Here is a 19,996-nt window from a genome sequence, read left to right as displayed (position 1 = left end):
ACAAACCTTGCAACTTTTATAGTAGTTATGCTATCTTTATCTGCCCTAGCTGCATACTAGCTTAAGTCCCAAATGTGCGATCGCCTGCATCTCCTAATCCCGGTACAATAAACCCCTTACTGTTGAGTTTTTCGTCAATAGTAGCGGTGTAAACGATTAAACCTGGATAAGCTTCACTCAGTTTTTGCAAAGCTGGTGGAGCCGCCACTACGCAAACAATCCGGGTCAGGGAAGGATCGGCACCCCGTTGTGTTAATTCTGCCATTGTAGCCATGATCGACCCTCCTGTTGCCAACATAGGATCGGTAATTAACACTCGTGTTTGGGGGTCAAATTTTTCTGGCAACTTGTTCAGATAACAATGAGGTTGCAGTGTTTCTTCATCTCGCGCCAAGCCAAGATGGTAAACCGATGCTAAAGGTAATAAAGTCTGCGCTCCTTCGAGTAATCCTAGTCCAGCTCGCAGAATCGGTACTACTGCTACTGGTATTTGCGGATCGATCACAGTTGCTGGACAGGTATCCAAAGGAGTCTGTACTGCTGTTTCTTGGGTCGGCAACCAGTCTCGCGCAGCTTCATAAGTCAGCCATCTTCCCAACTCAGTCATGGCGCTGCGAAATAATACTGAAGGCGTGCCTGCATCACGGGCGACTGCCAGCCAGTGTTTGATCAGGGGATGGGGTGGAACATAAACGCGCAATTGTAGCGTCATAGCCAGAAATAGGCGACTTTTTATTGTACAAGAACTGAAACACCATAATACTCTTTCCTGCATCCGGCTGACAGCTAAAATTAATACTCTCCATTTTATTGAGAAATAATTTCATTAGTAGTTGACATCTATTCTCAATCAAAGCTATATTATTATCCAGTGTTCTCCTCTCTTTTAAGGATCGGCAGACGGGATTAGCCAGCAGTAGCAGGCTCGTCCCTCTTTTTTTTGATTTGTCATTTGTCATTAGTCCTTAGTCATTAGTCTTAGTTAAATTAAATATTCATTGACTCTAGACAAAAAGGACAAATACTTCTCTATGAGAGGCTACGCGTTAGCGGAGCTTTCGCTTTAGCGATACGCTCAGTACAAATGACAAAGGATAAAGGACAAATGACAAATGACGCAATCGTGATTGGGTCTGGTATTGGTGGGTTAGTAACAGCGACCCAACTAGCCGCTAAGGGGGCGAAAGTGTTGGTGCTGGAACGTTATTTGATTCCAGGCGGTAGCGCAGGTTATTTTGAACGCCAAGGCTATCGATTTGATGTTGGCGCATCGATGATTTTTGGGTTGGGACAAAACGGCACTACAAACTTGCTTACCCGCGCTTTGGCAGCTGTGAATGTTAGCCAAGATGCGATCGCAGATCCGGTACAGATTCACTATCACTTACCCCAAGGCTTAGACCTGAAGGTTGACCGGGTTTATGAAAAATTTTTGCAAAATCTTATTGCTCATTTTCCCCATGAAGAAAAAGGGATTCGTCGCTTTTATGACGAATGCCAAAAAGTATTCAAGTGTCTCAACAGTATGGATTTACTGTCGTTGGAAGAACCCCGGTATTTACTGCGGGTATTTTTCCAGCATCCTTTGGCGTGTCTCGGTTTAGTTAAGTATCTGCCCCAAAATGCTGGGGATTTTGCCAGACGCTACATCAAAGATCCTAAACTACTAAAATTTATCGATATGGAATGTTATTGCTGGTCGGTGGTTCCGTCAGACATGACACCCATGATTAATGCTGGGATGGTCTTTTCTGACAGGCATTATGGCGGAGTTAACTATCCTAAAGGCGGAGTAGGACAAATTGCTCAAAAACTGGTGGAAGGTCTAGAGAAAGCTGGGGGTAAGATTCAGTACCAAGCTAGAGTCACGAAAATCCTCACAGAAAAGGGAAAAGCGGTAGGTGTGCAACTCGCGAATGGTAAAGTATATCGGGGTAAACGCATAGTTTCTAATGCCACACGCTGGGATACGTTTGAGCAACTACTACCAGCAGAAGAAATACCGCTTAATGAGAAAAAATGGCAGCAAAATTATCAAAAATCTCCCAGCTTCTTGAGTTTACATATAGGGGTAAAAGAGTCAGTTTTACCTGCGGGGACAGAGTGCCACCATATTTTGCTGGAAGGTTGGGAAAAGATGACAGCAGTGGAAGGGACAATTTTTGTTTCGATTCCCACATTGCTTGACCCAGATTTAGCGCCAAGTGGATATCACATCATTCATGCCTTCACGCCTCACTGGATTGATGATTGGCAAGAACTTTCTCCAAGCGAGTACGAAGCGAAGAAAGAAGAGGCGGCTGGGCGAATTATTGACCGCCTAGAGAAGATTTTTCCTGGCTTAGATGCTGGATTGGATTATCTAGAGGTAGGCACACCCCGCACCCATCGCCGCTTTTTGGGTCGTCAGGATGGCACTTATGGGCCAATTCCCAGGCGTAAGTTGCGGGGGTTATTGAAGATGCCCTTTAATCGCACAGCCATTCCAGGACTTTATTGTGTTGGGGATAGTACCTTTCCTGGTCAGGGATTGAATGCAGTAGCTTTTTCTGGGTTTGCTTGCGCCCACCGGATTGCTGTAGATTTAGGATTTTAATGCGATCGCAGCACCTGACTACTCAACTAAGAAAATTAAATATTAACCCAGACGAGTTAGTTTAATTATTTTGCTACCTACCTTTAGATAGATAGGGTTTACCCTATACGACTGCTCGTCAAAAATCGCTTGCTAGTCATGAAAAATAAAACTTTGATATCCGAAAAATCTAAGACGCATCTTTGATTTATTTTGTCAATATGTAATCTCTAGTATCAGCGAATAAATTAGCAAGGCCTTCTCAGGGCTTAATATATATTCATGCTTTCAGTAGATGCCGTTATGACTTGATAAATGTGACTATGTATATGTTCTCGAACAATAAATAGTTGCTTTGTTGTTAAGATAAAAAATCAAATTTTATCTGACTATAGTAACTTTGGTTTTTAGCCAATTGTTTGATGTTTTGAGAAGGTAACACAATGAATAAAATCCTAAAACGCACACTTCTACCCAGCCTCATGGCTGCAAGTTTAGCTGGTGTAACTTTGGTTCCTGCTAAACCGGCTGCTGCTGATGACCAAGTACTACGAGATGCAGGTATTGGGGCTGTTACCAATGTCGTCACCGGAGCCGTTAGGGGAAATGGTAGTGTATTAGGCAATGCTGTCAAAGGTGGTGTGACTGGTGCAGCTGTCAATGGTGCAAATGGTCTAAGAAACACTCGCAATCGCCATCACCGGAATATTGGTCAAGATGTTGGAGTCGGTGCAGGTGCTAGCGCAGTGACTGGCGTAGTTACTGGCGATAGCAGAGATACCCTTGGGAATGCTGTTGATGGTGCAGCTGTAGGTGCAGCAATCCATCTACTGACCAATGGCAAATAATTCGTAAATTCATCAGCGAAAATACTTCCCAATTGTTAACAGGTTTCACTTGTAAACACTACGAATTTATTCCTCCCCTAATTCTTCTCCTTTAAGGATGATCAAAGACAACCCCCTTTCCCTACTAGGGAAAGGGGGTTGGTGGGTTAGATTGATATTTGGGATATACGCCACCGTAACATTTAGATGACGTTATACTTAATACTAAACTCTAGCCCTTCAACGCTTTTCTAAAGTTTCGACGATAGGATTGATTCGTAATAAACAAAGCTGGCCATAGCAAGGATAAACCAATGCGATTGCTCAAAGTTTGATTAAAATTAGTCCGTCCAAATCCATTCCAAAACTTCCAAACGCCACCTCCGTAAACCCCTATCAAGCCAATAACAATTAAAGTACCCATTCCTATCAACTCCGTTAGTAACTGACAGAATTTAAGTTAAGTTTTACCACACTAGGTAAGCACTTCATCAGCAACGCCGAGAAGGTATGACAAAACTCCCCAGTTTTTACATCTAAGTCAGTTAAACACACCTTCTCTGATTCCAGTGTAGAATAGCCCCATGCCTTGCAGCTAGTTGGAAGCTTATGTCTTGCACTTCGTTAGAACCTTTGAGCTAAATGCACAAAGTCGTATTTGTGGCTAAAAGCTTGCTGTAGTGATAAAAAAGTATAAATTATAATGCTAAAAATTAAGCTTAGACAACACAAAAACCTCATCTAATTTTAGATGTTGTGGGAGCGATCGCTCCCACAAACCCATATAAACCTGATCTATGTTGAAACCTAGAGTTTTTTAAAAGATATCTTTATGTAGTAGTGCGGCAAGCCTAAAATATTGGGTTCAAACAATCTAGAAAATCCAACAACAAAAAAATATTCTCTGATGACTCAACCCAACAAATTAAGCTTGCCGCGCTACTAGGTTGGGTGGAGTGAAACGCAACCAAACATTACCAGCTTATTTATGTTGGGTTACGCTATCGCTGCACCCAACCTTGTATCTTAGAAACAGTAGTAGACCGTCCCAACCTTGGTCAAATAAGACCGCTTTTAGCGCAGCGTTCCTCAGTTGCGCCAACGTTCACCGTCCCAGTTTTTTGTTAACGATCGCTTGACTTTTAAGACAGTCGCTACAAAACTACGGTTATCAAGGTAGACGAGGTTTATAACAAAGAATTCCTTTCCACATTCAGCAGAACAGATGTAGGACTGGAGAAGAAGCGAGGGAGCAGGGAGCAAGGGAGCAGGGGGACAAGGGGACAAGAGGTGAGAACTTGAAACAAGTCTTTCCCCTTGTCCCCAAGTCCTCTTGCCCATCCCCAATTCCCAATGCCCCATGCCCCATACTTGATACCCAAACTCAACAATTAACCACAAAAATTAGCAACAATTCAGTGGTGCAAGCGTTACATTTGAGAGAAATCTATATTGCTCCATCGGCTTGGAGAGTGGTGTTCCAATGAATACTTCTGCTTCTTTTCAGGGTGGCTCGTCTCCCTTTGATTTTTTTAACTTTGATCTTAGAGTACCTGTATCTGAGAAAGTTCCGAACCCAGAATACCGTCCCTTAGACTTTCCCCAACCCACACAAGATGCTGACTTACTCAGGCAGTTATCATTTATTCCAGGGTTGAAAGAAATTTTGATGATCCGACAGGTTCACGCCTTAGAACACGCCACTGTTTGGGTTCTTAGTGATTCACAAAGTGGCCAACCTGCTAAAGGAAAAGCTACTAAGGGACTTCCAGATAACGAACTATTAGGCGGTTTGTCTACTGAGCATGGATTTTACCTTTATGGTGAAGTAAATATTAGTGATTTGCGCCGTGCGGTAGCACTTGCTCGACATCGCCTCACCAATGGAGAATGGGATTTAGCTGTACATCCCCGTTGCGGCACAAATTTATCGGTAGCAATGCTCTTAACAGCTGGACTAGCTGTTGGTGTACATCTGTTACTACCATTTCGACCAATCGAACAACTTATAGGTTTGGGGCTAGCAGCGACGACAGCAGCTGAACTCGCACCTGATTTAGGTTTTATGGCGCAGCGTTACTTAACAACAGCCATTCCTTTTAACCTAGCAATTGAAAATATTACCCGTACACGCGACGTTTGGGGACGTGATGCACATTTTGTTAAAGTGGGTTGGCAAGAATGAGAGGGAGCAGGGGAGCAGGGGACAAGGGGACAAGGGGACAAGAGGTGAGAGAACTTGAAACAAGTCTTTCCCCTTGTCCCCAATTCTCCTTGTCCCCAAGTCCTCTTCCCAATTCCCAATTCCCAATTCCCTAATAAAATTATGAGAAAACTTTACTTCTTACTCCCCGGTACAGATGGCAAATTTGCTTGTGGTGGTCTTTGGGCTGAGTTAAAAGCACTTAATCTGGCAGAGAATTTCTGTAGTGCTGATGTTGTAACTTACCGTCAGCGAGAAAAAGATAAGCTTTTTATTGATGATTTACTAAAAGAGAAAAATTTAAGTGATGTAATTTTTGTCATCAGTTGGGGATTTGATATAGCTCAACTCGTGGCTAAACTTAAGCAATACAATGTGGTTTACCATGCCCATAGTCCAGGTTATCCATTTAGACTACCTACGAGTATTCCGATTGTTACTGTTAGCCGCTATACAATGGGATATTGGGGAGAAAAATCACCTAATTCTCTGATTTATTATTTGCCCAATCAAATTTCTGATGAGTTTCAAAATTTAGGTCTAGAACGGGATATTGATGTTTTAGTCCAGGCTCGAAAATCTTCTGAGTATTTAATTAAAGAATTGATTCCAGCGTTGCAAAAACGTTGTAAAGTATTGGTTGTTGATTCATACATAGAGGATTTACCTGCATTATTTAACAGAGCTAAGGTTTACCTCTATGATTCGGCTGAGTACTGGGCACAACAGGGCGTTAGTGAAGGATTTGGTCTACAACCAATGGAAGCTCTTGCTTGTGGTTGTCAAGTATTTTCTAGTGTTAACGGAGGACTAGCAGATTACTTAGATCCTGGATTTAATTGCTATAAAATTGCTGGATATTCTCAAGAATATGATGTGCAACGTATTCTGAAAGTGATTGATTCTTCAGCAACTTTTAGTTTATCTGAAGATTTTTTCACTGAGCATCGGACTGAAAATATTATTAAGCGTTTCCAAGTTATTCTAGATGAGTTAAATGAGTTTTTTGATCACAAGATCCAACAGCCATCTAATATTAAGAGTTTGACGAGAATACGTATGGCAAAATTACTCGCTCAGAGGATATATGGGAAGCTGAGGAAGAAATATTTTAAGTAATAGAAACGCACCGCAGAGGCGCACAGATCACACAGAGAAGAGAGGAAATTGAATGAGTCGGCGGTTATTAGTTACTGGGGGTGCGGGGTTTATTGGGGCGAATTTTGTCCATCACTGGTGTCAGGTTTATCCAGATGACCGTGTGGTGGTGTTGGATGCGCTTACATACGCGGGGAATCGTCTGAATTTGGCGGCGGTTGAGGGAAGAGAGAATTTTCGGTTTGTGCAGGGGGATATTTGCGATCGCACCATCATAGACAACCTATTATCAACTGAAAATATAGATATTATCGCCCATTTTGCTGCTGAATCTCATGTCGATCGTTCGATTCTTGGGCCGGCGGCTTTTGTGCAAACTAATGTTGTGGGAACTTTCACGCTGCTGGAAGCTTTTCGCCAATATTGGGAGGCTAAAGCACAGCCATCTGATTATCGTTTCCTACACGTTTCGACTGATGAAGTCTACGGTAGTTTGAGCCCAGATGATGCAGCTTTTTCGGAAACGACACCTTACGCTCCTAATAGTCCCTATTCAGCTTCCAAAGCTGGTAGCGATCACTTAGTGCGTGCTTATTATCATACTTATAAACTTCCCACCATTATCACAAATTGCTCTAATAATTACGGGCCTTATCAATTTCCCGAAAAGCTAATTCCCCTGATGTGCATCAACACTTTAATAGGTAAACCATTACCTGTTTATGGCGATGGTAAAAATGTGCGGGATTGGCTTTATGTGGTCGATCATTGTCGTGCTTTGGATGTGGTAATCAATCATGGTCAACCAGGGGAAACATACAATATTGGTGGCAACAATGAGGTGGAAAATCTCAACCTGGTGCAGCTTTTGTGTGAAATGATGGATGAATTAGCACCTGATTTACCAATACGTCCAGCAAAGGATTTGATTACTTTTGTCAAGGATAGACAGGGACACGATCGGAGATATGCAATTAATGCAAACAAAATTAAAACTCAGCTTGGTTGGACACCTTCTGTAACGATTGCTGAGGGTTTACGTTTAACTGTTGAATGGTATCTCAATCATCGTGATTGGTGGGAACCTCTGCTGTCTGCGGAATATCAAGCTTACTATCGCAAAAATTATCTCATTCCCACAATTTCTCTAGATAATGACTATCCTTGAATATAAGGGAATCAGATCGGCGTAAACTGCCAGCAGGTGTAAGATGCTGCAACCAGAACAGATATTACAAGATCGTTATCAAATCCAACACCAACTTGGTAACAATGGAATTCGTCAAACTTGGCTTGCAAAGGATTTACAAGCCTCTGATGGCGAAAATTCGACCGTTGTGGTCAAACTTTTAGCCTTTGGCGGTACTATACAGTGGGATGATTTAAAACTTTTTGAGAGAGAAGCACAAATTCTTAAACAGCTAAATCATCCCCGCATTCCTAGATATATAGATTATTTTTGTATCGACGATCGCACTCTCTGGTTTGGCTTAATACAACAATATATTCCTGGTGAGTCGCTTAAAGAAAAACTTGCTCTTGGCAAAAGGTTTACTGAAAAGCGAGCGAGAAAAATCGCCGGTGAGATTTTAAATATTCTCATGTATTTACATGAGTTAAACCCAGGAGTGTTACATAGAGATATAAAACCGAGTAATTTAATCTGGGGCGAAGATAATCGGATTTATTTAGTTGATTTTGGCGCAGTACAAGATAAAGCGGCAAGAGAAGGCGTTACTTTCACCGTTGTGGGTACTTATGGTTATGCCCCAATGGAACAATTTGGTGGTCGAGCAGTTCCAGCTTCAGACCTCTATGCACTGGGTGCGACTCTGATTCATTTGCTCACTGGGATTTCCCCCTCTGATTTACCTCAGCAGGATTTGCGACTGCAATTTGCAGACCGAGTTAATCTCAGTCCTAGTTTTGCCAGTTGGCTACAAAAGTTAATAGAACCCGCTCCCGAACAACGATTTACTGATGCTCGCCAAGCGCTGAATGCTCTCAAATCTGGTCTGGCTGTGAAATCTGCAAACAGAAGTCAGCTTTTACCGTTAAGAGAAATAATTAACAATTCTGGATGCGGCATAAGTAATCAAAATGAAACAGTCCCAGAGGAAATTCTCGGTTGGAACTGGGGCGCATTTCTCATGCCTTGGTTGTGGATGTGGCCGAATCAGGTATGGTATGGGCTATTTTGTTTTGTACCACATGGTTGGTGGTTAATGGCGATCGCACTCGGTGCCAAAGGCAATGAATGGGCTTGGAAAAGTAGACAGTGGCGTAGTATTGAACAATTCAAAGCCCATCAAAGAGGCTGGGCGATCGCTGGTATTCTAATTGGAGCGCCTATTAGTATTATGCTGTGGGTTCGAGCGATCGCTTTGCTAAAAGCTGCATTTTAATTGGGAATTGGGAATTGGGCATGGGCAAGAGGACTTGGGGACAAGGAGAATTGGGGACAAGGGGAAAGACTTGTTTCAAGTTCTCACCCCTTGTCCCCTTGTCCCCTTGTCTCCCCTGCCCCCCTGCTCCCTTCCCCTCTGCTTCTTTCTAACCGCTCACTTGCGATTCAACTACACCCACGGGACAAGAAACATTTGTCCCTCCTAAACCACAATACCCATTAGGATTTTTAGCCAGGTATTGCTGATGGTAAGCTTCTGCGTAATAGAATTCCGGTGCATCTAAGATTTCTGTAGTAATCTTGCCATAACCTGCATCGTTGAGAGCTTGCTGATAAGCTTCTCGTGATGCTTCTGCTAGCTGCTTTTGGCTTTCAGAATATACATAAATTCCCGAACGGTATTGAGTGCCAGCATCATTACCTTGGCGCATCCCTTGGGTAGGATTGTGGCTTTCCCAAAAGACTTTGAGCAGTTCAGAAAAACTAATTACTTTGGGATCAAACACAACCAACACCACTTCATTGTGACCGGTTCGCCCACTACATACCTCTTCATAAGTGGGGTTGGGTGTAAATCCAGCAGCGTAACCCACTGCGGTGGTGTAAACTCCTTTAAGTTGCCAAAATTTGCGTTCTGCACCCCAAAAACAGCCCAAGCCAAAGATTGCCTTCTCTAATCCATCGGGATAAGGAGCTTTTAAAGGATTCTTGTTGACATAATGAGCAGCAGGTACTGGCATAGACTGTGCCCTTCCTGACAAAGCTTCTTCTGGTGTGGGCATAACTTGCTTTTTGCCAAATCCGAATAGTGCCATTGATTTTGACTCTGATATATATCTTTACCTTATTTACTATTGTAAAGATTCTTGCGATCGCTTGGGGTTTTCTCAGAGTCATCACCGGATTGTGTTGACCTTGTGGCGATAGTTCGTGCTATTCATCATTATGAATACTTTTCAAGAGTAAGTAATCGTCAGAAGTACTCATGGATAAAATACCAAAAATTGATCGTCAAAGGGAGCATCAAGCGAACGAACGTACTTTTCTAGCTTGGCTACGTACTTCTATTTCATTGATTGGTTTTGGTTTTGCTATTGCGCGATTTGGTATATTTCTGCAACAGCTGAATATTGCTATTACTCAACAAGAAACTCCGGTAAATCCATTATCCAACTCGGAAAATTTGGGTGTTTCTTTGGTAGTTTTTGGAATTTTGGTTGTTGCATTAGCCGCATGGCGATACAACCAAGTTTTCTGGCAAATTGAACGAGCAGATTATAAACCAAATAGGATCATCGTTTGGATAATGACTGGAGTAGTAATTATTTTGGGACTTCTCAGTATTCCTTTGCTCTTAAGGCGTGATAAAGTCCTTCCTCGCTCTCCTTTTCCGACTCAACCACAGTCTCGAAATTTCCAAAGTTCAACCCCAAACTTCAATCTGAAAAAGGGGACAATTACTACTAAATACAAACAGATATATTACAATAAGATCCCTGAGTTCTTAAAGAAGTCGGTGATCTGAGCCTTACTTGGCAGTAGCCTCAGAAATAACTGTTACACAAGCATTCACCAAAGGTAACAGCGGCCCTAATTGTTCTTGTCCATTTACGGCTAAATCGCTGTGACACAAATAAACTCTCTCCGATACGCGAGATAGTAAATCTGTCAAAATCCTCCGCAGTCGTTCTTCTTCTGCCAATTTTTCATCTTCTGCTGTCCAAGGTTCACCTAACCTGTCTTGCAAGAAAAAGGGCGCACCAAATAACGTCGCTGCGCCACCTTTAGCCCAAAGAGGTGAACCAGCATCCAGCCAAAAATGCCAACGGTGCGATCGCCTGCTAGACCGATATTGAAATATAGTTGCTAAGGTGACGGCCTTTCTCGCTCCACCAATAGGTAGCACAGGGTAAGGGTTGGCGGTGATTGTACCACGTCGCAGTAATTGAATGAATTCGATAATAGTTGTGTGAGGCGTTGTCTCAACTGGGGCAATTTGTCGTAACCTGGTGTCAATTTCCCAGTAGTGTTGGGCGGTTTCTAATAATTCTCGTAATGCTGCTAGTTGTTCGTAGGGGAGATTGCTACCATTCCACAAAAAACGCTGAATTGCTCTGTCTAATAGGGAAATGGGACTAGGAATTAACCGCAGTTCTTGTTGCGATCGCTGCTGTTCTAACCACTCCAATATCTCATTATAGGCTGTAGTAGCCGCATAGCCGATTCTATCCCAGCGCTCGAAGGCGGATACTGGTAGTAAGTTGGGGCGATCGGGATGGGGTACAAAGCAGTAATCTGCTATCAAACCAGCGCGTACCGGATCAATATTTGTAGAGACGCGATTCATCGCGTCTGTGGAGTTTTCTGGTGGTTGTTGCTTTCTACTCAACACAACCAGCATTTCTGCCACGGCATCCCGGTCTACTAAGCGACCCAAGCCCGGATAAACTAGTGCCAGCATGGTGAGTAAGGCGCGAATCACAGGTGAACTAATTAGGGGGCGTTGGTCATTGAGTGATTCTACCTGGATGTTTTGCTTAACCAGGATTTCTACTAGAGTATAACGAGCGATCGCATCTAAACCTGGTGCAATAATCGCTACTTCTTCTGCTTGTACTTGCTGCGATTGGATCGCATCAGCAATTACCTCTGCTGTTTGTCGCAATAATTGAGCGCGGGAGGTAGTTTGAATGGAATGCACAATCTCAGGTAAACTCACCAACACCATTGGTTCTGTGACTAATTCCACCATCTGTTTAGCTTGCTCTCCCAGAGACTCTGGAGGCGGCTCGCTTAAGATTTCTACCCGACAACGCTTTGCTAACCCTTCTAGATATTTGGGATCTGCTCCCAATCCCAATCGCACTGCACCGTCAGGATTATAGCTAAACGCGCCAATTGCGCCTTGATCTAATAGCAATTCAAACAAAAGACGCGCTACGCTAGGATAATCGTCAACATCATCTGCCAATACTGCTTGATAGCGTTTAGTTAGGTGCTGTTGGTAGTTGCGATCGCTTAATAAATATTGACTATAGAGTTCGGTAATAATGCCATAAGTTAGTAACCCCCTCTCTAAACACCAGTTACGCCAATCAATGAGCAAAGATGCCAAAAATTCCGGCTCTAAAGTTGTAGTATTTTCCCCCAGACCCCTTGTCAAAATCTGGGCAATATCTTCGCAATGTACACCACTGTAAGCAGCTAATTGCAATAAGTCTAAAATGCGACGCACCAAGCGCGACTCATTCACTCCCGCAACTCGTAAAATTTCTTCGTCTAGTTGGGAACGCCAAAGTTTGGTTGCTAACTCTTGTTCCGTTTCTGGCCGCAACCTTACCGGAAACTGGGCCTTCAGGTTCAACGAGTTAATTAGCAACGGCCAAAATAAAATAACTTCATCTTGGAAAAAGCCTAGCGGTGTCTTGGCACGTACCGGATATTTCCCTAATGTAGATGTAACAATGATATCCCCCAACTCTCGGCGATTATCATCATTAGCAGCTAAGACTAAAACTCCTGGCTCTGTTTGTTTAAGATATAAAAATTCAGGTATGCGAACGCCTTTTTTACGTGCTTCCTTATTAGTATAAAATAATTCGGTATGCTGCTTCTCAGGTTGTACCCAACTACAAAATTGCTCTACCAAGCGAGCCGTCTTACCAGTGCGACTAGTGCCAACAATCCAAACCGAATGAGAAACCACAAACTTTCTCCTTGTAGATTTGCTAATATACCTCGTGGGTTAACTTAAGGTTAAGAATCACCAAATAATGCTGGATGATTGTTTCCAATGAAAAATTCTGTTTTTAGCCAAAAAATCTATTCTTTTCTACTTGCTGCTTATCGATGGTACTTACAGACTCCTGAACGTTCTTTACATGAAGCTTACGATGCAGCATTAAAGATTAAGGAAATAGAAGATAAGCATTTCAGTGGTAATAAAATAGACATTGGTTCAGCCACGTATAGTAACAGCGTGATGGATTATTTTGAGTCAGACCTCAACAAGCTTTTAAAAATTGCTAAGATGCGGCTGACAGAGTTTAGAGCAAGTCGTTGGTTTCTAAATGAAGAGAATCAAAAAGCTGCTCAGAAAGCAGGTATAGAACATCCCAGTCCTTCTTTGGTTTTGGAAAAGCTAAACTTTATCGATCAAGTTATATCTAAATACACCATAAGTTCCGATCAAATAACTTCTAATGCTTTAGCAGTCAAACCTCCAAATCTACCAATTAACTCTGCCATATCTGATGATAAATTGCTGCCCGTCAATACTCCAACGTTACCACCCAAAATACCAACTCAAGACTCGGATAAAAAACAAAAACCCAAGGGTAAAGTAGATACCACAGGGGTTCTACCCCGTTCTATTTTAAGTACTATCACTCGTCTGCAAGTTGAATTAGATCCTAATTCTGAAAAAGAAGTAATTCAGAATTTTCGTCAAACTCAAAGAAGAACAATAATATCTATCAGGTTTATTTTACTATTAATTATCATACCACTTTTGACGCATCAGATAGCAAAAGCTTTTGTCGTTGGGCCATCTGTTGAGCATTTTAGAAGTAGCGATCAGATGCAGATATTTATCAACTCAGAAATGGAAGAGGAAGCTCTTGAAAAATTAGAAAGATTTGAAGAAAAGCTCAAGTTTGAAAATCTCATTATAAATGCTCCTCCACTTTCGCCTGAACAGATGGAAGCTAAAATGACAGACAAGGCTGTAGAGCTTGCTGAAGAATTTCGTCACGAAAGCTCTAATGCGATCAAAAATGTTTTTGCAGATATGTTCTCGGTTGGTGCTTTTATCTGGCTTTTGCTTGTTAGCAAGTCTTCTATTGCTGTAGTTAAAGATTTCTTTGATAATATTGTCTATGGACTTAGTGATAGTGCCAAGGCATTTATCATCATTTTATTTACCGATATATTTGTAGGTTTCCACTCTCCTCATGGCTGGGAAGTACTCCTAGAAGGTGTATCACGTCATTGGGGATTACCAGCAAATCGAGATTTTATTTTCTTATTTATTGCTACATTCCCAGTGATTTTAGATACCATTTTCAAATATTGGATATTCCGATATTTGAACCGGATATCGCCTTCGGCAGTTGCGACTTATCGTAATATGAATGAATAAGGTATTGGGAATTGGGAATTGGGAATTGGGAACTAAATTATTTGGTTTTTGAATTTGAGCGAAGTGGGATAATCTCAAAAATTTTGAATTTTGATGAAAAAGACACTTGCTGAGTTAGGAAAGTTTAACAAATATATCGCTATCAGCTTACCTGTGTTTTTGTCAATTTTCCTGGTGCGGATGGAATTTTTGGCGCATCAGGAACTCAGTCCGCCAGAATGTCGGTTGAAAAAGTGGGATATACCAGTTTCCTTGACTGGTGAAAACCAAAATGGACTTCCACAAAAGCAAAAAGCACCATTAATCCAAAGGCTACCAGTTACTTGTTGTCAAGGTGATACATCTTGCTTGGATGAACTTCTCTATGGAGAAATACCAGATAAAAAGGCGCTATTGAGTGCGATCGCTCGGAGTCTCCAATACTTGCAAACAGCTAACGCTGCGACTGCTTATCAGAACTACCAAGTAGCTGGAATTACACGCGATCGCGTCTTCAAAAGCTTGAAAAGATTCCGCGAACTCGTTTTGACAACTCATTCTGCAACAGAATTACATCAAGCCATTGAGCGAGAATTTGTTCTTTACCAGTCAGTTGGTAAAGATAACCAAGGTTCTGTTTTATTCACCGCCTATTATGAACCACTTTACGCAGCTAGTCGCGTCCCCACACCAGAATATCGCTATCCTGTTTATCGATTACCTCCTGATTTAAACTCTTGGCCTAAGCCGCATCCGACACGAGAAGATTTAGAAGGAGCAGATGGTTTACAAGGCGCAAAAGGGAAATTACGAGGATTAGAATTGTTTTGGTTTCGCGATCGCCTCGAACCATATCTAGCTCAAATTCAAGGTTCGGCGCGACTTCAGCTTCCCGACGGGACTCAGACAACAATCGGCTATGCTGGGAATAATGCTTATGATTACAAAAGCATTGGGCGAGAATTAGCGAACGATGGCAAATTACCGCTACAAGGGATGACTATGCCAATTATTCTCGACTATTTTCAAAAGCATCCCCAAGAATTAAATATTTATATTCCGCGCGATCGCAGTTTTGTTTTTTTTCAAGAAAATCACGGTGAACCAGCTCAAGGTTCGATCAACGTACCCCTAACAGCAGAGCGTTCCATTGCTACAGATAAATCTCTCATGCCTCCTGGTGCTTTAGCGTTGATTCGCGCTTCTATTCCTTTCGCTAATCCTACCGGAAAACTGGAGGAGCGTATCGTTAGCCGCTATGTTCTTGACCAAGATACCGGCGGCGCAATTAAAGGTGCAGGTAGGGTAGATTATTTTTTAGGTACTGGGAAATTAGCAGGCGATCGCGCTGGTGTCACAGTCAGCAATGGACAATTATTTTATCTACTACTCAAGTCCAAGAATTAAACCCACTCGCATTTTCATACTAAGAATCCCGACTTCTCTAAACAAAGCCGGGATTCTTGGGATTTCGGCGAAAATGAAACGCTTGAGGTAATTACGAATTACAAATTACGCTTCTATATCCATATCAGCATCATCATCGTCATGATCGTAAGGGATATCATCAAGGTCGATCATTTCTGAAATTTCTTCTACTTCATTTAGATACTCAGATTCTTGATGTTCACGCTCGATTAGACGACCAGTTGACTTTAGCCATTCCAAAAGAATAAATTCATTACTTGTACGAATTACAGGCGCTCGTTGGTTACGAGGTTCTTCACGCAAAGGACTGATAGGCATAAAAAAGACTCACTTTGAATTATGGATCGCTGTACAAAAACAGAAAAATTGTACATTTAAGGTTAAAAGGCTCGTTAGGCAAGACTTTTATGAACAAATAAAATATGAACTATTGAGTTTTTTATTCTCTTGTCCGTCTACTTACTTACCATTAAAATGTCCTTGCGTCAGCCTTAATCATAAATCTTAAAGCGGACACAATCTCACAAAGCATTTGGTACCTTAGCGAGAGTTTCATACATATCAGAGGGTAATGCAGACAATCTGTTCGCTACAGCGACTGCATCAGCTAAGTTGCTAAATTGACACCGGACAATCTCTTGTCCGTTTCCAGAAGGAAATCGCTTTCTAGCTTTGTTAGATACAGCACAAATAATCGCTAAAGCTTTGGCGAACCCATCTTTTGTTAAGATTGTTTCTTGAGCGAACCCTTCAACAGGGATAAGACAAACCTCAAACCGATAGCCAGGTCTGGGAGAAACGGCTATATCGATATAAGGTTTATCTTCTTTTCTGATCCTGCGTAAATATTTGGCTGTGGAATTAGTATCGTGCAAATCAGTCCCAAGGGCGTAAGTAAAGAAACAATCTTCTGTGAGGGACTCAGGACGAGTAATTATATCCGTTGGCATAAGTTTAAGTACTATCCGTATGTTGTCTGTGTTTGTGACACACTAAACTTGTCCGTTCTTTTTAGCATATTTTTTGAAAGTGAGAGGTATCCGTTTCACGCCAGGTATTGCAATACAGTTCTACTCACTAAAAATTTCAATTTTTGCAATCCTTAAAGACTTTCATCTTTAAAGGATAAATTTGCAATATAAACTGACAAAAAACACCTCCAGAAGCAAAGTTTGTAGAGATTTAGATTCGGAGAGGTGTCTACATAGTCAGTTACATGACCGAAAATATTTCTCAACTATTTTATCATAACATAGTTGACGGTTGAACTTTTTTCAACTATGTCTGACCCATAGATGCAAGGTTAACAACAGCATTAAGTTGTATTCAATTGCGATTTTTAGATAATTTAAAGACACAGAAGATGAATAGTTAGTGCGATCGCATCATCTTATAAAGTAATGTGGGCACTGCTTTTGGTTTGCTCAAATCCTTATTTTTACCTTCTACTCTGTGCCCAACCCCAGATGCTACTATGTGGAAACCTCAAAGGCGAACAAGCCCAAATAGTTGTGAGATTCATCCATTGGCGATCCCAAGACTAGTAGTCTGCCAACCCAAAAATGCTGCGTGATGGCTGGGGAAAGGGGAAGGGGTAAGGGGTAAGGGATTTGAAATCTTTCCCCCTTCCCCTTTCCCCTTTACCCCGCCAAGTTCACTTGGCGAACTACTAGCTTGTTCACCTTTTTTGGTGGTTATAAACTCCTCAAATTAGGAGGCAATACTCAAATTAACTCGCACAATAACATCATTAAAATCTTTGTCACCCCCATTTGCTAAATCCTCAAAGCCAAAGGTGTTATTCCCTAACAAACGAATATGATCTACCTTGTCACTATTAGCACCCAAGAATGAGAAGTAAACTGCTGGATTATTATTAGGATTGTTATCTAAAACAGCATCTGGTCTGCCATCGACAATAATGAATGGTGCGAAGATAGAACCAGGCTCGAAAGTGCCAGTATAACTTGCCGTACCTTGGTTATTCACCGTCAGGTCAATTCCTGCAACGCGTTGACGCAGTGCAGCTTCGGTATAACCAGCTTGGCCAACAAGAATATCTCCCTTACCATCGCCGTTGGTATCAATACCACCATTTTCATCAGCTACTTTATAAAATCCGATGAAATTATTGAATACAGCTTCTCGGTTGACAGCAAAATTAGCTGTTACCCGTTGTTCAATATCTCTTAAGTCAATCAATTCTCCTTGTGGTTTACCTTGTAGACTTGTACCCAAAGGTAAAGGCTCACTTGTAGGCTGAATTTTTACGACTAGATTCTGGAAATCATTAGTGTTATTACCAGAACCATCTTTCCAAGCCAAGGAGAACGTATTGTTATCTAAACTAGTAATTTTTTGATTTGAAGGGTCAGAAAACAGTACGTCAGTGATTGGTGTGATATTAGTCAGCACATTTTCAGTTGTACTATTTTTGACTAAATAAAATCTCAGGTTAGTATCAGATGGGAACTCTAATGAACCATTGAGAGGACTGTTGCTAAACCCATCAGGTGGATTGGCAATAGCTGAAAGAATCACTTGTCCTCGTTCTAAAGCTTTGCGGGCATAACCTGCCTCGCCCGAGGCAATACCGTCAATTTCGCCTGTAGCATCATCAACACTATATACACCGAATTCATTCACTAACTTAGAATTGCTGCCTGCGATCGCAACTTGGAGTATTACCGTATCATTCTCACCTTTGATATTAAAGACATCATTACCACTATTTGTAAGTTCTGGAGATTGTGGTTCAGGTTCCGGTTCAGGTTGTGGTTTTGGAGTTCCAAAGACAACATAGCTTTGCCCAGCACCAGGTGCGCCCACAAGCAAGTCATCAGCACCATCATTATTGATATCGCCAGCAGCACTAACTGAAGTAGATGAGGAATCAGTAGCATTAATACCATTGATGGCAAAGCCCTGGCTGGGGTCAAGGTTGGAAAGGTCGAGACTTTCACTAAAGCCGTTACTACTGCCAAATACTACGTAGCTCTGCCCAGCACCAGATAAAGCAAAAGGTGCGCCGATAATTAGGTCAGCAATGTCGTCATCGTTGACATCTCCAGCCGCGCTAACTGAAAAACCTGAAACATCATTGCCATTAATGCCGTTGATGACAAAGCCGTTGCTGCCGAGGTCTGAGAGGTTATTAATGGCATCAAAACCATTGGTAGTACCAAACACCACATAGCTTTGCCCTGCACCAGAAGCAGCATTGTATGCACCAATGATTAAATCGTCGATGTCATCATTATTAACGTCTCCAGCATTGCTGACTGAGGCACCAAAAAAGTCACTGGCATTGCCATTAATGACAAAACCGTTGCTGCCATTGAGACTAGACAGGTCGAAGTTAGCACTAAAGGCAGTAGTGCTACCAAAGACCACGTAGCTCTTTCCACTACCCTGTGCGCCAATAATTAGGTCGCCGATGCCATCACGGTTAACGTCCCCAGCGCTGCTAACTGAGTTGCCTGATGAGTCGTTGCTGTTGCCATTGATGGCAAAGCCATTGCTGCCGTTGAGGTCTGAGAGGTTGAGGCTAGCACTAAATGCACTACTACTACCAAATACTACGTAGCTCTGCCCTCCACCTGAAGCGGCACTGGGTGCGCCAATAATTAGGTCGCTGATGTTATCGCCGTTGATGTCTCCGGCATTACTAACTGATGTGCCTGATGAGTCTGAGATGCCATCTGAGTTTCGCCCATTAATACCGTTAATGACAAAGCCGTTGTTGCCATCCAATGATGAGAGGTCGAGGTTGGCATTGAAGCTGTTACGACTGCCAAATACTACATAGCTCTGCCCTGCACCCAAAGCTGCACCTGATGCACCAATAATTAGGTCGCCGATGCCGTCATTGTTAATATCCCCAGCATTACTAACTGATGTGCCTGATGAGTCGCTACTACTGCCGTTGATGCTAAAGCCGTTGCTGCCGTTGAGGTCTGAGAGGTTGAGGCTGGTATTAAAGCCGTTGGTGCTGCCAAATACTACGTAGCTTTTTCCAGCACCAGGTGCGCCAATAATTAGGTCGTCGATGTTATCGCCGTTGATGTCTCCGGCATTACTGACTGAGTTACCTGATGAGTCACTAGCATTGCCGTTGATGGTAAAGCCGTTGTTACCATCTAGCGACGATAGGTTGAATAATGTATCAGCCATGATTTTCTCGTATTCTTTGTTATTAGGAATTGAGTATATGTAATATTTCTAAATAAATAACATTAGTATTAGTTAAAATTTAGGTTAAGTGAATTAATTTAAAATATTTTTTATTTTTATTACATTCAAATAAGTTCCTATTTTTATAGGAACCATTGTTTTAGAG

The 19,996-nt window shown here is 42.0% G+C and carries 15 protein-coding genes and 1 pseudogene; 9 read left to right on the top strand and 7 right to left on the bottom strand.

The features are described from left to right. Nucleotides 1-61: 61 nt before the first annotated feature. Nucleotides 62-712 carry a uracil phosphoribosyltransferase gene (gene upp, locus FD724_RS22510; RefSeq protein WP_041566344.1) on the bottom strand — a complete coding sequence of 217 codons (651 nt, stop codon included), beginning with the start codon at nt 710-712 and terminating at the stop codon, nt 62-64. Between the two features lie 393 nt (nt 713-1,105). On the opposite strand from upp, the gene crtH reads away from it, so the two are divergent. Then, entirely contained in the window at nt 1,106-2,596 is a 1,491-nt protein-coding gene (crtH, locus tag FD724_RS22505; protein WP_179074159.1) for a carotenoid isomerase, read from the top strand. Between the two features lie 422 nt (nt 2,597-3,018). Continuing rightward, nucleotides 3,019-3,423, top strand: coding sequence for a hypothetical protein (locus FD724_RS22500; protein ID WP_114082889.1), 405 nt, complete (start codon nt 3,019-3,021; stop codon nt 3,421-3,423). A gap of 211 nt (nt 3,424-3,634) precedes the next feature. On the opposite strand, the gene FD724_RS22495 is transcribed toward FD724_RS22500, so the two are convergent. Further along, entirely contained in the window at nt 3,635-3,826 is a 192-nt protein-coding gene (locus FD724_RS22495; protein ID WP_114082888.1) for a hypothetical protein, read from the bottom strand. 1,059 nt (nt 3,827-4,885) lie between these two features. Between FD724_RS22495 and FD724_RS22490 the strand changes: the two genes are divergently transcribed. From FD724_RS22490 to FD724_RS22475, 4 genes are all read left to right on the top strand, one after another. Further along, on the top strand, nt 4,886-5,587 hold the full coding sequence (locus FD724_RS22490; protein ID WP_179074158.1) for a DUF6391 domain-containing protein: 702 nt from the start codon (nt 4,886-4,888) through the stop codon (nt 5,585-5,587). A 141-nt stretch (nt 5,588-5,728) separates the two neighbouring features. Beyond that, nucleotides 5,729-6,724 (top strand): glycosyltransferase, encoded by a 996-nt coding sequence (locus FD724_RS22485; RefSeq protein WP_179074157.1) that lies wholly within the window; start codon nt 5,729-5,731, stop codon nt 6,722-6,724. Nucleotides 6,725-6,776: 52 nt separating this feature from the next. Continuing rightward, nucleotides 6,777-7,871 (top strand): dTDP-glucose 4,6-dehydratase, encoded by a 1,095-nt coding sequence (gene rfbB, locus FD724_RS22480; RefSeq protein ID WP_179074156.1) that lies wholly within the window; start codon nt 6,777-6,779, stop codon nt 7,869-7,871. 43 nt (nt 7,872-7,914) lie between these two features. Next, a complete protein-coding gene (locus tag FD724_RS22475) occupies nt 7,915-9,108 on the top strand; it encodes a serine/threonine-protein kinase (protein ID WP_114082884.1) in 1,194 nt (397 codons plus the stop codon). A gap of 148 nt (nt 9,109-9,256) precedes the next feature. On the opposite strand, the gene msrA is transcribed toward FD724_RS22475, so the two are convergent. Continuing rightward, nucleotides 9,257-9,925, bottom strand: a complete 669-nt coding sequence (msrA, locus tag FD724_RS22470) for a peptide-methionine (S)-S-oxide reductase MsrA (RefSeq protein WP_179074155.1) — start codon at nt 9,923-9,925, stop codon at nt 9,257-9,259. Nucleotides 9,926-10,095: 170 nt separating this feature from the next. On the opposite strand from msrA, the pseudogene FD724_RS22465 reads away from it, so the two are divergent. Further along, nucleotides 10,096-10,530, top strand: a pseudogene (locus tag FD724_RS22465) (YidH family protein); the annotation flags it as partial. 108 nt (nt 10,531-10,638) lie between these two features. Here the strand turns inward: FD724_RS22465 and FD724_RS22460 are convergent. After that, nucleotides 10,639-12,816 (bottom strand): recombinase family protein, encoded by a 2,178-nt coding sequence (locus tag FD724_RS22460; protein ID WP_179074153.1) that lies wholly within the window; start codon nt 12,814-12,816, stop codon nt 10,639-10,641. An 87-nt stretch (nt 12,817-12,903) separates the two neighbouring features. Between FD724_RS22460 and FD724_RS22455 the strand changes: the two genes are divergently transcribed. Beyond that, the gene (locus FD724_RS22455; RefSeq protein WP_114082880.1) at nt 12,904-14,250 is read left to right on the top strand and encodes a proton extrusion protein PcxA; all 1,347 of its coding nucleotides are present in this window, start codon (nt 12,904-12,906) and stop codon (nt 14,248-14,250) included. Between the two features lie 93 nt (nt 14,251-14,343). Beyond that, complete coding sequence (locus FD724_RS22450; protein WP_179074151.1) at nt 14,344-15,636, top strand: murein transglycosylase A; 1,293 nt, start codon at nt 14,344-14,346, stop codon at nt 15,634-15,636. 105 nt (nt 15,637-15,741) lie between these two features. Here FD724_RS22450 and FD724_RS22445 read toward each other — a convergent pair whose 3' ends face one another. The 3 genes from FD724_RS22445 to FD724_RS22435 all read right to left on the bottom strand — a co-directional run bounded on the left by FD724_RS22445 (nt 15,742) and on the right by FD724_RS22435 (nt 19,830). Further along, the gene (locus FD724_RS22445; RefSeq protein WP_179074150.1) at nt 15,742-15,975 is read right to left on the bottom strand and encodes a DUF3134 domain-containing protein; all 234 of its coding nucleotides are present in this window, start codon (nt 15,973-15,975) and stop codon (nt 15,742-15,744) included. 203 nt (nt 15,976-16,178) lie between these two features. Next, nucleotides 16,179-16,607 carry a hypothetical protein gene (locus tag FD724_RS22440; protein ID WP_179074149.1) on the bottom strand — a complete coding sequence of 143 codons (429 nt, stop codon included), beginning with the start codon at nt 16,605-16,607 and terminating at the stop codon, nt 16,179-16,181. A gap of 760 nt (nt 16,608-17,367) precedes the next feature. Then, the gene (locus FD724_RS22435; RefSeq protein WP_179074148.1) at nt 17,368-19,830 is read right to left on the bottom strand and encodes a DUF4114 domain-containing protein; all 2,463 of its coding nucleotides are present in this window, start codon (nt 19,828-19,830) and stop codon (nt 17,368-17,370) included. Between the last annotated feature and the right edge of the window lie 166 nt (nt 19,831-19,996).

It is taken from the genome of Nostoc sp. C057, assembly GCF_013393925.1.
GTDB classification, from domain to species: domain Bacteria; phylum Cyanobacteriota; class Cyanobacteriia; order Cyanobacteriales; family Nostocaceae; genus Nostoc; species Nostoc muscorum_A.
The sequence above is the reverse complement of the archived record's forward strand: the minus strand, read 5'-3'. Positions and strand labels throughout refer to the sequence as shown.

Coding starts and splice junctions, on each gene's coding strand:
- upp (WP_041566344.1), bottom strand. CDS start 712: ATGACGCTACAATTGCGCGTTTATGTTCCACCCCATCCCCTGATCAAA.
- crtH (WP_179074159.1), top strand. CDS start 1,106: ATGACAAATGACGCAATCGTGATTGGGTCTGGTATTGGTGGGTTAGTA.
- FD724_RS22500 (WP_114082889.1), top strand. CDS start 3,019: ATGAATAAAATCCTAAAACGCACACTTCTACCCAGCCTCATGGCTGCA.
- FD724_RS22495 (WP_114082888.1), bottom strand. CDS start 3,826: ATGGGTACTTTAATTGTTATTGGCTTGATAGGGGTTTACGGAGGTGGC.
- FD724_RS22490 (WP_179074158.1), top strand. CDS start 4,886: ATGAATACTTCTGCTTCTTTTCAGGGTGGCTCGTCTCCCTTTGATTTT.
- FD724_RS22485 (WP_179074157.1), top strand. CDS start 5,729: ATGAGAAAACTTTACTTCTTACTCCCCGGTACAGATGGCAAATTTGCT.
- rfbB (WP_179074156.1), top strand. CDS start 6,777: ATGAGTCGGCGGTTATTAGTTACTGGGGGTGCGGGGTTTATTGGGGCG.
- FD724_RS22475 (WP_114082884.1), top strand. CDS start 7,915: ATGCTGCAACCAGAACAGATATTACAAGATCGTTATCAAATCCAACAC.
- msrA (WP_179074155.1), bottom strand. CDS start 9,925: ATGGCACTATTCGGATTTGGCAAAAAGCAAGTTATGCCCACACCAGAA.
- FD724_RS22455 (WP_114082880.1), top strand. CDS start 12,904: ATGAAAAATTCTGTTTTTAGCCAAAAAATCTATTCTTTTCTACTTGCT.
- FD724_RS22450 (WP_179074151.1), top strand. CDS start 14,344: ATGAAAAAGACACTTGCTGAGTTAGGAAAGTTTAACAAATATATCGCT.
- FD724_RS22445 (WP_179074150.1), bottom strand. CDS start 15,975: ATGCCTATCAGTCCTTTGCGTGAAGAACCTCGTAACCAACGAGCGCCT.
- FD724_RS22440 (WP_179074149.1), bottom strand. CDS start 16,607: ATGCCAACGGATATAATTACTCGTCCTGAGTCCCTCACAGAAGATTGT.
- FD724_RS22435 (WP_179074148.1), bottom strand. CDS start 19,830: ATGGCTGATACATTATTCAACCTATCGTCGCTAGATGGTAACAACGGC.